Genomic DNA, 15,390 nt, shown 5'->3' with positions numbered 1-15,390 from the left:
TCTCTCCTATCCATGCATTTCTTTTACACGTTTACGCACAGTCTCTAATGTTTTCATTTTATGATTCCAACACTCCGTCGATAAATCAACGGGGTATGGTTGTGGGTTCAAGTCGCGTTTGTATTCTTCCCATAGCGCGTCTAAACACTCATGACAATAGGCTTTAATTTCACCTAGAGAAGGCAACTGATAGACTAGCTTACCATCAACAAAAATATCTTGTAAGAGCGGTCGCGCGTTGAATTCAGTGACTGTTTTATTAATATAGGTATGGACGGGATGGAACATGTAAATACTTTCTGCTTCACGTGGGTCTTCATCCCATAAAGTCACATAATCACCTTCTGATTTACCATCTTTTTTACGCGTGATTCGCCATACTTGTTTCTTACCTGGTGTTGAAACTTTTTCGGCATTACCCGAAAGCTTCATCGTATCAATCATTTCACCATTTTCATCTTCAATGGAAACAAGTTTATAGACGCCACCGAGTGCGGGTTGATCATAAGCGGTAATCAGTTTCGTTCCGACACCCCACACGTCAATTTTCGCTTTTTGCATTTTCAAACTTAAAATCGTATTTTCATCTAAATCATTTGAAGCATAGACTTTTGCCTCTGGGAATCCTGCCTCATCTAACTGTTCACGAACTTTTTTGGAAATATAAGCCATATCTCCACTATCAATTCGCACGCCTAAAAAGTTGATTTTATCACCTAATTCTTTGGCAACACGTATCGCATTTGGCACACCAAGTTTCAATGTATCGTACGTATCAACTAAGAACACACAATCTTTATGTGTCTTAGCATAAGCCATGAAGGCATCATAATCATTACCATAAGATTGTACGAGCGAATGCGCATGAGTACCACTTGTCGGGATACCAAAGATTTTTCCTGCACGGACATTGCTCGTTGCATTCGCGCCACCAATAAAGGCCGCACGTGTCCCCCAAAGTGCCGCATCCATTTCTTGTGCTCGACGTGAGCCAAACTCAAGGAGTGGGTCTTGTCCAATCACTGATTTAATTCGCGCCGCTTTTGTCGCAATCAGTGTTTGAAAATTGACGATATTTAATAAAGCCGTTTCGATTAATTGGGCTTGGGCTAAAGGGCCTTCAACTTGAATAATTGGTTCGTTACTAAAAACTAAATCTCCCTCACGTGCTGAGCGAATCGTACAACTAAATTTAAAGTCCGCCAGATACGTTAAGAATTCTTCTGGATATTCACCCAAATCACGTAAATACGACAGATCATTTTCTGTAAAGCGTAATTTTTCTAAGTAATTAACTAGACGTTCTAGACCTGCAAAAATCGCATAACCATTTTTAAACGGCATGTCTCTAAAATAACATTCAAAGACGGAATGCGTATCCGCTCGACCAAGTGCCCAATACGTATACATCATATTAATTTGGTATAAATCGGTATGTAGCGTTAGGCTATCATCCGTATATAATTTATCCATGTTCAATAACTCCTCTTCTCAATTTACTTCTCTATTATATCAAAAAAAATGAATGAGCGTTTGATTTATCTAAAAAAGAAACAAAGAGCACCAATTTACCAAAAAAAAAACAGCTATTTTTGGCTCTAAGGAGTCAAAAAATAGCTGTTTTTAAAATCAATTATTTAATTGGTGTGCCTTCTGCGTTACCAACAACTGCATCAATTTGAATTAACGCGCCTTTTGGTAAGTTTGAAACGCCCACAACGCGACGAGCTGGTACGCCACCTGGGAAGAATGTTGCGTAAACTTCATCAACAATCGCCATATCAGCCATGTTTGTAACGTAGATGTTTACTTTTACAACATCTGCTAAAACGTGATCGATACTTTCAACGATTGATTGAATGTGTGATAAGCTTTGCGTTGTTTGTGCTTTAATATCTGTTGCAACTAATTCACCTGTTTTTGCATCAATTGGTAATTGTGCTGATAAGTGATTGTAGTGTGAGAATGCAACCGTTTGTGTTGATAAAGCATCAACTGGTGCTGCATCTGTATTTTCAGCCCAAATCACGATTCCGTGACGATCTTCGATTGCTTGTGGCGGCGTACCGTCACCATGAGAGACAACTGCTTCGATTTGAACAAGTGCACCCATTTGTAAGTCTGCTACTTCAACAACCGTACGAGCTGGCATGTAAGCCACTGCGCGCGCAATTGCAGAATCTGGGAAGAATGTCGTATAAACTTCATTGACAACTTCCATGTCTGCTAAGTCTTTAACGAAGATTGTTGTTTTAACAATATCATCTAATGGTACGTCGATGCTTAGTAAAATTTCTTTAATGTTTTGTAATGCTTGTCTCGTTTGTTCTTTCACGCCACCAATCACTAAACGACCTGTTTTAGGATCGATTGGTAATTGTGCTGATAAGTTGTTGTAGTGTGAGAATGCCACTGTTTGAGAAGCTAATGCATCAACTGGTGCATTCGTTGTTGTATTCGTTAATTTAATTAAATCACCCGCTTGAGGCGCGTTTGGAATTGTTCCTTCGCCATGTGTGATTAACGCGTCAATTTGTAGTAATGCGCCTTCTACTGGCAAAGCATCAACTGCTACAACTGTGCGTGCTGGCATATATGTTGGGAAGAATGTTGTGAAAACTTCATCGATTGCATCAACATCTTGAATGTCTTTAACAAAGATACTTAAACGAACAACATCGCTCATTACATGGTCAAGACTCTTAACAATTGCTTCAATGTTTTTGAAAATTTGAGTTGCTTGAGCTTTGATATCACCTTCAACTAGTTGACCATTTGTATCAACTGGTAGTTGTGCTGATAAGTTATTGTAATGTGAGAATGCTACTGTTTGAGATGAAATCTCATTTTTAGGTGCTAAATCGGTATTTCTTCCTGCTACTGCGTTAAATTCGCTCATTTAAAGATTCTCCTTTGATGTTTGTCCTTACGACTTTTTTAATTACAGATTGCTTCAGGTGCATTGACCGGAGTCGACTATTTTTAACTCAGGAAAAAATAGCGTTACCATCTTTTGCGAACTTTTTAAAAGTTAGACTTCAACCCTTCATCTATAAAAACGATCATAGTAAACCCTTTCAGATTTGCTACTGTCCTAGCATAACAGGATTGAAATCGATAAGATACCCCTTGAAAAAAGTTTAGAAGTTTCGATGAATTGCTTGTCCGTCATTTGTTCAAAACGAACAAAGAACGACCGATGTGAAGCAGTCCATTTAGCTCAAGGCAAACGGACTTTTTCACATCGATCGTTACATTCGTCTAATTGATTCTTTTAATACTTTCTCTTTCAATCAATTTCGGTGGGATAATCACCTTGATTGGAAATGGCAGAGGCTTTTGGATTGTCCGAGTTAATATTTCCAAACCAATCTCAATTAAGTAATCAATTTGTAATTTGATTGTCGTTAAAGCAGGAATCAAAAATTCTGCCGAAGCTAAATCATTAAAACCAATTAAACTCACATCTTCTGGTATCGCTAATCCCATCTCATGGGCTGCCTTGTAACAGCCGACTGCCATCGAATCATTAGCAATAAAGATAGCTGTTGGTCGTTCGTCTTCTGACATCAACTCTTTAAACAATTGATACCCATCATTCGGAGTATATCCGCCTAATTTCAACCAATTCACGTTTAATGCGTTCATTTTTTCTAATTCATTCTCGAAAATCACTTGGCGCGGGTCTTTCTTACCTGGAATATCAACCCCACCGATAAACCCAATTTTTTGATGCCCATTTTGAATCAAGCAATCAATCGCACTTTTGGTTCCCGAACTCGTATCAATTAACACTGAGCTGAACGAATCATCTTCATCAGAGGAATCCAATAATACGACTGGTTTATTCAATTTCTTTAACCAGTCGACATCTTCGGGCGAAAATGTTCCCACACAAAGCAGGCCTTCCACTTGATTCAATCGCTCTTTTTTACTGTTTCTATCAATTGGCTCAATCTGAAAATCATGAAACATCGCTAATTTTTCAACTGCAACACGCATTGCTAAATAGTAGACGTCTTCTAACTCTTCCTCTACTGAATACGTACTAAAAAAACCTAGTATCCTTTGTTTTGTTTTACGTTTCTTAGTACTCGGTAACGCATAATCTAAGTCTTCTGCTGCTTCAAAAATTCTTTTTTTTGTTTCATTTGAGACATTTAAGGTCGCATCATAATTGAGTACACGCGAGACTGTTGCAGGGGAAACTTCTGCGATTGCGGCAATGTCTTTGATTGTCGGATTTTTTTTATTTTTCATGTTAACTCCTTTGCGTGGACCAGCCCTTTATTTCTAATTCAACTACCAAAATACCAACAAAAATTAAAATTGCTCCAAAAAGCATGTTAATCGAAATGTGTTCATTCAAAATAATCACTGAACTAATCATACCAAAAAACGCTTCGGTCGATAAAATAATTGCTGCTTCTGAACTCGTTGTTTTCTTTTGTGAAATCGTTTGAATAAAGTAAGCCAAAAGCGTGCTCACTAAGCCTAAATATAAGACTGGCATCATTGTTGTCACTTGCAGTGTCGGCACGTCACCTTTTGTTATAAACAAGGTCAGCCATGACAGTACTGCCGCCACACCCATCTGTAGTAACATCAAGGCCCAGGTCTCTTCTTCTTTTACAAAATAATCGGTTGAAAAAATTTGTAAAGCGAAAAAAACAGCACATATTAATGTCAGTACATCCCCAAAATTAACACTACCGACCGCTTGTGTTAATGATAACATAGCAATCCCTATCAAAGTAATAAATGAACCAATAATATTTTTTACAGGTAGTTTTTTCTTAAAAATCAGATAACCTAAAAATGGCACAATCACGACATTCACCGCTGTTAAAAAAGCATTTTTCGACGGCGTGGTATATTGAAGTCCGACTGTCTGAAAAGCAAAGGCCAAAAATAAGAAAACACCCAACAATGACCCACGCCACATCGTTGTAAATGAAAATTTCTTTAGTTTTCTAATATTAATCAGTAGCCAAACAACAAACGCTAAGGTAAAACGTAAGGCTAAAATTTGATAAGGTGAATAATGCTCTAGCGCTAGTGCACTTGCGACAAATCCGCTTCCCCAAATAACCGCCACAATGACTAATCCGATTTTCCCTAAATATTTATTCATTCGTATCGCGTCCAATCACAAAGTCTCTTAACAACAAGAAGACACTTGACGTCCAAGTAAAGGAAAGGTCGTCATTGCCCGCTCCTGTTTCAGGATTGTAGTTTTCTGCCATGCCACCTTGCTCGCCTAAACGGCAATACTTTTCAGCAATTCGTTGCGCAAACACACCCTCATCCGCACGTAAGAGAGCATCAAAGAAAATATATGTTTCTGGTGCCCAAATTGGTCCTAACCAATAACCATCGACTTGATATAGTGGGCTATTTGCAGATTCCGTTCTTAGACCAAATGGACTTTCAAAGCGTGACTTCAGATTTTCAATGATTTGTTTTTTTATGGCTAAAGGTAAACGATCCGCAATGACAATCGGTAATTGCAAAATTAAACTATCAAATTGTGGAATCACTTCACCTGTTAATTGACTCTTCGCTACAAATTGTCCTTTTTCTTCATCGTATAACTCTGTAATCAGTTGCGTTGTCAAATGGTCGGCTTGTTGTTCCCATTTTTCTGCTGCTTCATATAAATCTAACTTCTTCGCCCAATCACCTAAAATCGTTAATTGTTGAATCAAATAAGCCGTTAAATCAGGAGCAATCACTGGTAATCCCGTATGGAAAATACTTGCGTTATCCCAGCCGGAATCATTCCCGTGCGTATAGTATGGTAACGACGTTTCATCTACTCGACGACTTTCTAACCAAAAATTGGTTGTTTTCGCTATACTCTCATAGATTGTCAATAGACGAGTCGGTTCTGAAAAATAGGTTGATTGTTGAATGAGCAATTGATAAGCCCATGCATGAATCGGTGGTTTCACACAATTATACGATTTGAATTTATCATTAATAAAGTCAGCATAAACACCTGATGCATGTTGATGCTCAATAAAGACTAAATATTGATTGTAAGCTAATGTGGGATCGACCTTACTAACACCTAAAGCATTAAAGCAATTATCCCAGCTCCAAATATTTTGCATCCAGTTTTTTGACATGAAAATCGACTCACCCGTTAGTAGGCCTTCTTCACGTACAATGCTTGACCAGATAATATACGTTGCTAAATCAAAACCTGTTTGAAAGGCTGTTGAATGGCCAAAGGATTGGCGCCAATCCGAAAATTCTTTACCGACTGCCGCCCGTTCTTCATCAAAAGAAACTGAAAATGCGGACGTTTTTGGAGGTGTGACTTGATAGTTTGTAAATAATAATTCTTGCTGTTGTCCCAGTGTTAAGGCGATGTGGGTGTTCCCCACTCGATACCACGGTGCATCCACGATAAAATCAGCTGTTGAAAAATCGAGCTGATATTTGGTTTCTTTCTTATAAGAAATGTATTCAAACTGTTGCGTCCCCATTTGATTAAACGTATCGTAACGAACTTTATCTGCTTTTAATTCGACATTTAACCCTTGATTTTTGATACGTAATTGATCCGCTCGAGGGAAAATCATTTCTAATTGATTCGTCGTTTCTTTTTCTGTTACTTTAAGGGACGTTTCGCTTACTTCAAAATCGTACTTACTTAAAAAGGATTCGGACTTCACATCCGTCATCCCATCAATCACTAGCTCAAAGAGGGTGCTTGGTGACTCATCGCCACCACGCACCTCTCTGATCCAGACACTATTTGAATGATTTAAGTAAGATATGGCAAAAAATGAGCCTCTTCTCGAAAAAGGAATTTCTTGGATATCTAATTTCATCGTTCTATCTCCTATTCAAATGTCATTTTAAATGATAATTCAAAATCTTCAAAGCGTGCTTTGTCATACGCATACTGTTCCTGTCCACAACTATTGCTTCCTAAACCTGAATGGAACGCATCAATTGTAATAAATGTATCATTGTCTCGCACCAACTCATCTGTATGTAACGCTTTTTCTAACTGCTCACGATTATAGTCATGTACCGTAAATGTTACTGGTTGAGCGAAATCAAAACGAACTTTACGATTTCCTTCCCCTCGAATTTCACTCCACAAAACATTCGTACGAGCGCCATTTTCTTGTGGGAAAATATAATCTGTATGCATCTCTGCGACCGTTTTATCAAAAACCCCCATTTGAACAGCGGCTAGACTATCACGGTAACTCTCACCTGGTCCATTGCCGTACCAGCTAACTTGATTCAATGAGCGATCCAATGTTAAGTCGAAACCAACACGTGGTAACATTTCGGGTACATTTGAACCACGTAAGAATGTTTTGGATGAAATATCCGTTTGTACCGTTCCGCTTTGATCAAACGTATAACGTTGCTCAATATGATAGCCCCAGTTTTGGTTAACCGAACTTGCATAGCGTTTCACTGTCACGACAATTTGTGTCGCTTCTTCAACCACTTCAAATCCTTCTAATTGCTCGGTTACTTGATGTAAGAAATAGGTTTCTTTCCACGCTTGCGTTTTGTACATATCGTTATCAATTGGCGCACGCCATAAGGTAAAACTCAGACCCGATTGAATTAAGGTTCCCGTTTTGTCTGTGACTGAAAGCAATTTACCCGTAATTTTACTAAAGATAAAGACTTGATTACCTGTTGTGATTTTAACTTGATGCGCTTCATCAACCAGGCTTAGCGCTTTTTTATCGCCTACTTGCGCTGGAGCAACCGTCGCTTCTTTTAGTAAGAACTGATTGTTCGAGATCAAGTTTTCGCCAATTTCTGGAAGCTCACGTTTAAACGTAAGATTTAAATACAAATCTTCTGTCCCTTGATAGGTTGGTTGTTCAATGTCTAAAGCAAAGGTTTCAAAAGAAGCAATCGAAGGTAAGCTGATTTCTTTCGTAGCAATCACTTCACGTCCCGCCATAAAATCAAGCGTTAATTTCGTGCCTGCTAAGTCAGCAAAATCATACAAGTTTTTAATCGTCAGTGTTTGATCCTCTAAATAAACCTTAACAGGAGCAATGACTTGTTTATACTCTGCCATAGCTGGTGAAGGTACACGGTTTGGCATGAGTAAACCATCAATACAGAAGTTACTATTGTTTGGTGTATCCCCAAAATCGCCACCATAGAAATAAGTTACTTTTCCGTTGCGTTCTTGCTTAATACCATGGTCGTACCATTCCCAGATAAAACCACCTTGCAAGCGATCATATTTACGCATAACGTCTTGATATTCTTGTAAACCACCGGGTCCGTTCCCCATTGCATGCCCATATTCACAGTGAATATGTGGTTTTTGACCTTCTGTGTCACGTCCGATTTTAATCAGATTTTCTAGACGTGAATACATCGTGGAGTAAACATCGCTATAAGCCGCTTGACGATCGCCTTCATAGTGAATTGGGCGATCATCGAGTGTTTTCATTGCATGGTACATTTCAGCAAAGTTTTGTCCAGCAGCTGATTCGTTACCAAGCGACCACATAATAATTGATGGATGATTATAATCTCGTTGAACCATACGAACACCACGATCGACATAAGCTTGTTTCCATTTACTATTATCACTAATCCATGTATAATCACCAGTGTTTTCAAATCCATGACACTCTAAATCTGCTTCATCAATGACATACAAACCGTATTGATCACACAAATCATAAAATTCTTTTTTGCTTGGATAATGCGCTGTTCTGACCGCATTCATATTGTGTTGCTTCATTAGACGAATGTCGTCTTCCATGACTTCAAGTGTCGTTGTCATCCCACCTGTTGGCATAAAATCATGGCGGTTCACACCGTTAATAAAGATGACTTGTCCATTGACTTTTAGTTGATTATCCGTAATTTCCACCGTTCGGAAACCTACTTTAAAAGAAATAAAATGACTACCCGCAACTTCTAAAATCAGCGTATACAAGTTTGGCTCTTCTGCATTCCATTTCTTCGGTTTTTCAACGGTTGTTAAGCTGATACCATCTTCAAAATCGTTTAAAGTTAAGACAGGTTCCGTACCATCATAAAGCGTTGCTTGAACTGCAACTTGACTGTCCTTTAAATCCACTGACAAAATAAAATCTTCGTACGTTTCATCAGCAGCAGTTGTTTTGATTAAGACATCCACTACGTCCAGTTTTGGTACTTCAAACAAACTAACATCTCTAAAAATACCTGATAACCACCACATATCCTGATCTTCTAAATACGTGCCATCCGACCATTTAACAACCTTCACAATTAGTTCGTTTTCTTCTTGTAATAACGGACGAATCGAAAAAGTTGACTCCATACGACTACCTTTATTTGAACCTACAAATTGACCATTTAAATAACATTCATAATAAGAGCTAACCCCTTCAAACAATAAATGAACATCATTTGCCGAAGTCGTATCAAAAGAAAATTGACGGTAATACACACCGGTTGGATTTTCTGTCGGTACAAACGGTGGATTAATCGGGAATGGATATAAAACATCGGTATAATGCATCGCATCATAACCTTGCGTTTGCCATGTTGAAGGCACTGGGATTGTTGCTTTTTCTTTTAGTTGTTGCGCTAATTCTGAGAAATTATCCGATACAAGTTCTGGGTAAGGATACAACTCAAAATGCCAATCGCCATTTAAATCTACGAAACCGATTTTCGCATCATTCTTGTTTGCAAAAGCTTTTTCTACCGTAGAAAAACGATTAAACGTTGTTGTTGGAGTTAACTTGTTTTCTCCTAACTGATTTTGGTTTTCCCACTTTTTCATTTGTCTCATTTTTTATATAACCTACCTTTATTTTTATTATTATTATTTAACAGCACCACTGACACCTTCAATAATATATTTTTGTGCAAAGAAGAAGGCAACCACTGGCGGAACAATCATTAAAATCGTAATACACATAATCGGAATAATGTTTAAGTCATTGACGCCTTTAAATGAAGCTAAACCTAATGCTAATGTATATTTACTACGATCTTGCAAGAAAATTAATGGACCTAAGTAGTCATTCCAAACCGTTAACATATTTAAAATACCAATCAAGAACAACGGGGCTTTCATAATTGGAAAGAAAATACGGTAGTAAATTTGAAAGTCATTCGCGCCATCAATTCGAGCCGCGTTTTCAATATCTGTTGGAATATTCATTAAAAATTGACGCAGTAAAAAGATGTAATAAGGTGATCCAAAAAAGGCTGGGACGATTAAAGGTTTCAGCGTATTAATCCAACCAATTTTATTAAAGAGCATATATTGAGGAATCATTGTTACATCCCAAGGTAACATCATCGATGCCAGTAATAACATAAAGAAAAAATTCTTAAATTTAAAATCGTATCGGGCAAATCCAAAAGCAATAAATGAACAAGAAATTACTTGCCCAAAAGTCGTTAACACTGTGACAATCACCGAATTTTTAAGATAAATCCCAAAAGGTTGCGATGCCCAAGCATCGGCAAAGTTTTTCCATTGTGCAGCGCGAGGAACAAATGTCGGTGGATAGCTATTCACTTCTGAAGGTGACTTTAACGCCGTAATCAACATCCAAAGAAAAGGAGCCATAAAATAAACAGAGAAAAACATGAGACATAAATACGTTAACAATGAATGATTTTTCGATAATTTCATATTATTTTCTACCTTTCTTTGTCTTCTTAGCACTCTTCACTTCTGCTTCATAAAAGACCCATGCATCAGAAGATTTAAAGATAATTGCTGTTAAACATAAAATAATTAGGAACATAATCCAAGCATTTGCACTGGCATAACCTAATCTTTGATGCTTAAAGGCATTTTCAAAGACATATAGTCCATAGAAGTAGGTTGATTTCAACGGTCCACCACCAGTTAACAAGATGACGAGTGTTAGTTGTTGTAATGCAGTAATGGTGGATGTAATTAAGTTAAACAAAATCGTTGGTGTAATAATAGGAATGGTAATCGAAAAGAACTGTCTTAATGGCGAGGCACCATCCATGACCGCTGCTTCATAATAATCTTTTGGAATACTTTTAATATTCGTATAGAAAATTAACATCATCGAACCCACACCCCAGGCACTCGCAATCACAACTGCAATAATTGCCCATCGAGGATTGACTAGCCACTGCGGTCCTTCAACACCAATTAGTTTCAATAAATAATTTAAGATGCCGTATTTCGTATTAAAGATCCATCCCCAGATAATGGAAATCGCTACCCCTGAAATAACAGATGGCAAATAAAAAATGGTACGGAAGAAGCGAACCCCTTTCACGTGTTGCGTTAAAAGCATTGCTAAGATTAAAGCGATAACCATATTCAACGGGACAAAAATAACAGCAAATTTAAATGTTAGAATAATTGATTTATAAAATTGCGGGTCTTTCGTAAACATATTGATATAATTTTGCAATCCGACAAAAATTGGTTCTCTCGTAACAGGCCAATCATGTAAACTCATATACAAAGAAAACAATAGCGGTCCTAAAGTAAATCCTACAAAACCAATGATCCACGGCGTAATAAACAAGTATGGTGCCCATTTCCTAAATTCTCGTTTTTTCTTTTTCGATACCTCAACGCCAACTGCTTCCAAATGATTCAACCTCCTATAATTTAAAAAGTAGCGGGCTAACACCCGCCACTTTTATTGTCATTTATTTTTGATAGTTATCTGCTACTTCTTTGAAAACTTTTTCTGGTTTTTCTAATGTACTTGGATTAAACACACGCTCAAATGATAATGAAAGATCCGAAGAAATGTCACTCCAATTTTCAGCTTTGAAAGAACTTGGCGTAAAATCACTACTCTTTTCTAACATTTCATAAAAGACACCTTTGTATTCATCTTGTTCCAATTGATGTTTTTCAACGACAGATTTCAAAACAGGTAACTCATATTCCATCCGGTATTCATTAGCGGCTTCATTCGTCCAATATTTAACGAATTCAAAGGCTGCTTCTTTATTTTTTGAGTCTTTTGAAATCGATAGGCCCGATGAACTTAAAATACTCACACCCTCATGTCCATTACGACTTGGAACTTCTGCTAGACCATAATTAATACCTGCATCTTTCAATGGTTGTAAGCCCCAAGAACCATAGACATACATACCAACTTTGCCCGATTCCATTTCAGTCGTTCCACTACCTTCCGTTGCAATTGCCGATTCATTTTTTAACATTGCTTGGAAATCATCGAACACTTCAACCGTTTCTTTACTATCAATTGAACCGGCTAACTTTCCATCAGCATTCGTAAAGCTCCCATTATTTCCCCACGCAAACATCTCAAAGTCATAAGGATCCGGTTTACCTGGTAAGGCAAATCCAGTATCGCCATTTTCTTTATTCGTTAATTGTTCTGCTTTTGCCTCTAAATCATCCCAAGTCCAACCTTTTTCTGGATAAGGGACATTATATTGATCAAATAAGTCTTTATTATAGAAAACAGCATGTGTCGTAAAACCAATTGGAATACCGTAAACTTGCTCGTCCATTGAGTTATAATTCCATAGTGTCTCATAAAAATTATCTTTGTACTCTGGTCCTTCTTTTTCAATCAATGTATCTAAGGGTTCTAACGCGTCTTTATAGTGCGGGAAATTCCACATATACATCACATCTGGTGCATCGCCTGCGCCAATACCTGCAGAAATCTTTGTGTCATACTCACTACCATAGGCTTCTAAGGTTACTTTAATTTCATCTTGTGATTCATTAAATTGATCAACTAATTTTTGTTGATCCTCTAAATCTTTCTCACTATCCCATGTCGAAAAACGAATATTGGTTTTGCCATCGTCTTTCGCTGAACCTCCACCTGAGCAACCTGCAATAAATAAACCTGTTAGTAACACTGTAGACATTAAAGCGAATTGTTTTCTTTTCATGTTAGAACTCCTTTTGATTTATTTTTATTTATCATACCTCATTGTTTAGTAAATGTAAACGTTTTATATCGATTATTTACTAAACGTATTTATTTTATTGTCACTAACATTGCAGTTGTTAAAGATACACTAGCGACTTATAGCACTTATTAATTCGTTTTAAATGATTATTTCAGTAAATAAACTTAACTATTCAATATATTTACCAAGAGATAATCGATTGAAAAACTTATCTCAAAAACGCTATGATAAAATCCGTCCTCTTTCTCTAGATAATAAATACTAGGAAATCTACGATAGGAATACATAAAAAGCGCAATCTCTGTCCTGAGATTACGCTAAAAATATACGTTTTTATAAATTTCTACTTGAATGCAAATACATCACTTTCGGTTACAATGACTCTTTCTTTGATATCAATCTATATGCTATTAAAATTCAGCTAATTTATCGGCCAAATCTTAAACCGTTGCTTGCCTGTTTCATTGATTTCAAATGGGCCTGGATACGGGTTCGTTACATCTCTTTTCTTACCAAAATAATCTTTATCTAAAACAAGTTCTGTACCATCTGTATCTTTAAACGGTAACTTCGAAACAGAAGTCTCACCTAATAATTTGCTCGTTACCAACTGCCGCGTACGTTCCTCTTTCCAAGCTACATCAAGATTGAGCTCTAAATACACACCATCTTCTTCTACAATGATTGCTTTTTGTGAATCGTAATTTTCTAATAAAATTGGGTTCGTTTCTTTATTTGATGGACTAATCCCCTCTAAATAAACATTACCATCCATCACAACAGGAAAAACAGATGTATCATATGCGTGCAGACCTAAGCGTCTACGATCCTCACTAATGTATAAATTATTATAAAGACGATCGTCACCGCCTTCAATATGGACGACCCCCGCTATGCTCGTTGAATGCTCCTCATGGTAAGGAGTTGAACGATCGAGTTGAGGATAAATTTCTGGATCACCCATGAAGATATTATGGGCATATGTCCCTCCTTGAGATAAATTACGAACAACCGTATTTGATTTAGGTGATAAAAATAAATTATTATCAACGACATATGGCCCGTGACTAACCTCTACAAATAGATCATCTGCTCTTAAATGATGCGTTAGATTCCCTGTTACCCGCGTTCCTTGCGTCATCCAATCCAACCAAATCCCCTCATCTGAATTATAAATATGATTATGACTAATTAAGGTATCAATTGCGGCATGGAACTTAATAGCTGCCATCTCAGCTCCTGAAAACGTTCGAATAACATGGATATCATGTAAAACATTCTCTGTAATAATACTATAACAAGCACCTAAACTCCCCACAATCCCAGCCATCTCACAGTGTGAAATATGATTCCGGCGAACGATATGATGACCGATTGTATCCTTATTCCAACCTTTTTTTAAGGCTCGATCGATTGCTAAATTATAGCTATCCGCGGATGGCCACGTACTCTCTTTTTTATATTCCCCAGCTGGTCGTCCAGCGAAAGTTGTGGGGTCAATATTATCCCACTCGTCACCATATTTTCCAAGTGTGATTCCCGTACACTTAGAATGACTAATAATATTATCTTCAATAATCCAACCTTTACTCCAATGTGTACCAATCAATCCAATTTGTTCTGCTGTTGGTGGTGCCCAAGGAGTTGCTGCTTGACTCATTGTAAAACCACGGACGGTAACATAATTAATCCCCGTTTGTTCTGGATAAAAAACCGACTGTCGGACATTCACTTCAACCAACGATTCATTCGGATTCGCTGTGCCAAAATTTGCCCAAATCGTCGTATGCTTTTCATCGACATGAGCAAACCATATCATCGTTTTCTCCGGGTTCTCCAAAACTTCTGCGAGATTCGCTGCTTCGATTAGCCACTCGCCATTCAAATAGACCATACCCGAATGGTGTTCTTGTTCTAACGGACTGAACCAATCGCCATAAATAAGATCGTCAAACGGATTGAAATCACCAAAAAAGTCATGACTCAAAACTTTTTTCCAAGAATGATCATTGACGACTTCCCAATCATCAACAATTTCTGAACCTTTAATCTCAACTAACTCTCCTTGTGCCGCTTGATAAATAATCCTCTTCGTGTCAGATTCGCCTCCTCTTGGCGGATTGACTCTTTCTCTGTATATTCCTTCGTGAACCGTAATTGTATCACCAGCAAAAGCTTTTTGAGCTGCAGCAGAAATTGTTCTAAAGGGCTGTTCGAATGACCCCTCCCAAGCATCATTTCCTATATGTGAGACATGATATTCATTATATAACAATGGAATTTCACTCCTGTTCATTACTTTAATTTTAAAATCAGTCACACATTAGCATAGAAAGACCACCAACTGCAAGCGTTTTCCTTAAATACATAGTTATAAAAAAAAAAGACAAGGAGTCTCGAAGTGAAGTGCTCCCTGTCAAGTAGACAGTGTTAAAAACAAAAACTAATATTTTAGATTACGCATTCTCTTAT

The 15,390-nt window shown here is 37.5% G+C and carries 10 protein-coding genes; all 10 read right to left on the bottom strand.

Translation table 11 applies throughout. The annotated features are described in order from the left end of the window. Positions 1 to 6: 6 nt before the first annotated feature. The 10 genes from IEV09_RS05685 to IEV09_RS05640 all read right to left on the bottom strand — a co-directional run bounded on the left by IEV09_RS05685 (position 7) and on the right by IEV09_RS05640 (position 15,193). A complete protein-coding gene (locus IEV09_RS05685; protein WP_188367310.1) occupies positions 7 to 1,473 on the bottom strand; it encodes a nicotinate phosphoribosyltransferase in 1,467 nt (488 codons plus the stop codon). A gap of 160 nt (positions 1,474 to 1,633) precedes the next feature. Beyond that, entirely contained in the window at positions 1,634 to 2,899 is a 1,266-nt protein-coding gene (locus IEV09_RS05680; RefSeq protein ID WP_188367309.1) for a RidA family protein, read from the bottom strand. A gap of 362 nt (positions 2,900 to 3,261) precedes the next feature. Further along, complete coding sequence (locus IEV09_RS05675; RefSeq protein ID WP_188367308.1) at positions 3,262 to 4,260, bottom strand: LacI family DNA-binding transcriptional regulator; 999 nt, start codon at positions 4,258 to 4,260, stop codon at positions 3,262 to 3,264. A 1-nt stretch (position 4,261) separates the two neighbouring features. Continuing rightward, entirely contained in the window at positions 4,262 to 5,134 is an 873-nt protein-coding gene (locus IEV09_RS05670; RefSeq protein ID WP_188367307.1) for a DMT family transporter, read from the bottom strand. Further along, on the bottom strand, positions 5,127 to 6,842 hold the full coding sequence (locus IEV09_RS05665; protein WP_188367306.1) for an amylo-alpha-1,6-glucosidase: 1,716 nt from the start codon (positions 6,840 to 6,842) through the stop codon (positions 5,127 to 5,129). Before IEV09_RS05665 ends, IEV09_RS05670 begins: the two co-directional genes overlap by 8 nt. 11 nt (positions 6,843 to 6,853) lie before the next feature. Next, positions 6,854 to 9,796 (bottom strand): glycoside hydrolase family 2 TIM barrel-domain containing protein, encoded by a 2,943-nt coding sequence (locus tag IEV09_RS05660; protein ID WP_188367305.1) that lies wholly within the window; start codon positions 9,794 to 9,796, stop codon positions 6,854 to 6,856. Between the two features lie 33 nt (positions 9,797 to 9,829). After that, positions 9,830 to 10,651 carry a carbohydrate ABC transporter permease gene (locus IEV09_RS05655; RefSeq protein ID WP_188367304.1) on the bottom strand — a complete coding sequence of 274 codons (822 nt, stop codon included), beginning with the start codon at positions 10,649 to 10,651 and terminating at the stop codon, positions 9,830 to 9,832. Position 10,652: 1 nt separating this feature from the next. Further along, positions 10,653 to 11,600: a carbohydrate ABC transporter permease gene (locus tag IEV09_RS05650; RefSeq protein WP_188367303.1), complete on the bottom strand. Its 948-nt coding sequence runs from the start codon at positions 11,598 to 11,600 to the stop codon at positions 10,653 to 10,655. Positions 11,601 to 11,661: 61 nt separating this feature from the next. After that, positions 11,662 to 12,897 carry an ABC transporter substrate-binding protein gene (locus IEV09_RS05645; RefSeq protein ID WP_188367302.1) on the bottom strand — a complete coding sequence of 412 codons (1,236 nt, stop codon included), beginning with the start codon at positions 12,895 to 12,897 and terminating at the stop codon, positions 11,662 to 11,664. A 442-nt stretch (positions 12,898 to 13,339) separates the two neighbouring features. Continuing rightward, positions 13,340 to 15,193 (bottom strand): right-handed parallel beta-helix repeat-containing protein, encoded by a 1,854-nt coding sequence (locus IEV09_RS05640; protein WP_188367301.1) that lies wholly within the window; start codon positions 15,191 to 15,193, stop codon positions 13,340 to 13,342. Between the last annotated feature and the right edge of the window lie 197 nt (positions 15,194 to 15,390).

Source organism: Enterococcus alcedinis (assembly GCF_014635985.1).
GTDB classification, from domain to species: Bacteria; Bacillota; Bacilli; order Lactobacillales; family Enterococcaceae; genus Enterococcus_I; species Enterococcus_I alcedinis.
Note: the sequence above shows the minus strand (reverse complement) of the source record. Positions and strands in the feature narration are given on the sequence as shown.

Excerpts from the sequence above, each read along its gene's own strand:
- IEV09_RS05685 (WP_188367310.1), bottom strand. The coding sequence starts at position 1,473 with ATGGATAAATTATATACGGATGATAGCCTAACGCTACATACCGATTTA.
- IEV09_RS05675 (WP_188367308.1), bottom strand. The coding sequence starts at position 4,260 with ATGAAAAATAAAAAAAATCCGACAATCAAAGACATTGCCGCAATCGCA.
- IEV09_RS05660 (WP_188367305.1), bottom strand. The coding sequence starts at position 9,796 with ATGAGACAAATGAAAAAGTGGGAAAACCAAAATCAGTTAGGAGAAAAC.
- IEV09_RS05655 (WP_188367304.1), bottom strand. The coding sequence starts at position 10,651 with ATGAAATTATCGAAAAATCATTCATTGTTAACGTATTTATGTCTCATG.
- IEV09_RS05670 (WP_188367307.1), bottom strand. The coding sequence starts at position 5,134 with ATGAATAAATATTTAGGGAAAATCGGATTAGTCATTGTGGCGGTTATT.
- IEV09_RS05665 (WP_188367306.1), bottom strand. The coding sequence starts at position 6,842 with ATGAAATTAGATATCCAAGAAATTCCTTTTTCGAGAAGAGGCTCATTT.
- IEV09_RS05680 (WP_188367309.1), bottom strand. The coding sequence starts at position 2,899 with ATGAGCGAATTTAACGCAGTAGCAGGAAGAAATACCGATTTAGCACCT.
- IEV09_RS05645 (WP_188367302.1), bottom strand. The coding sequence starts at position 12,897 with ATGAAAAGAAAACAATTCGCTTTAATGTCTACAGTGTTACTAACAGGT.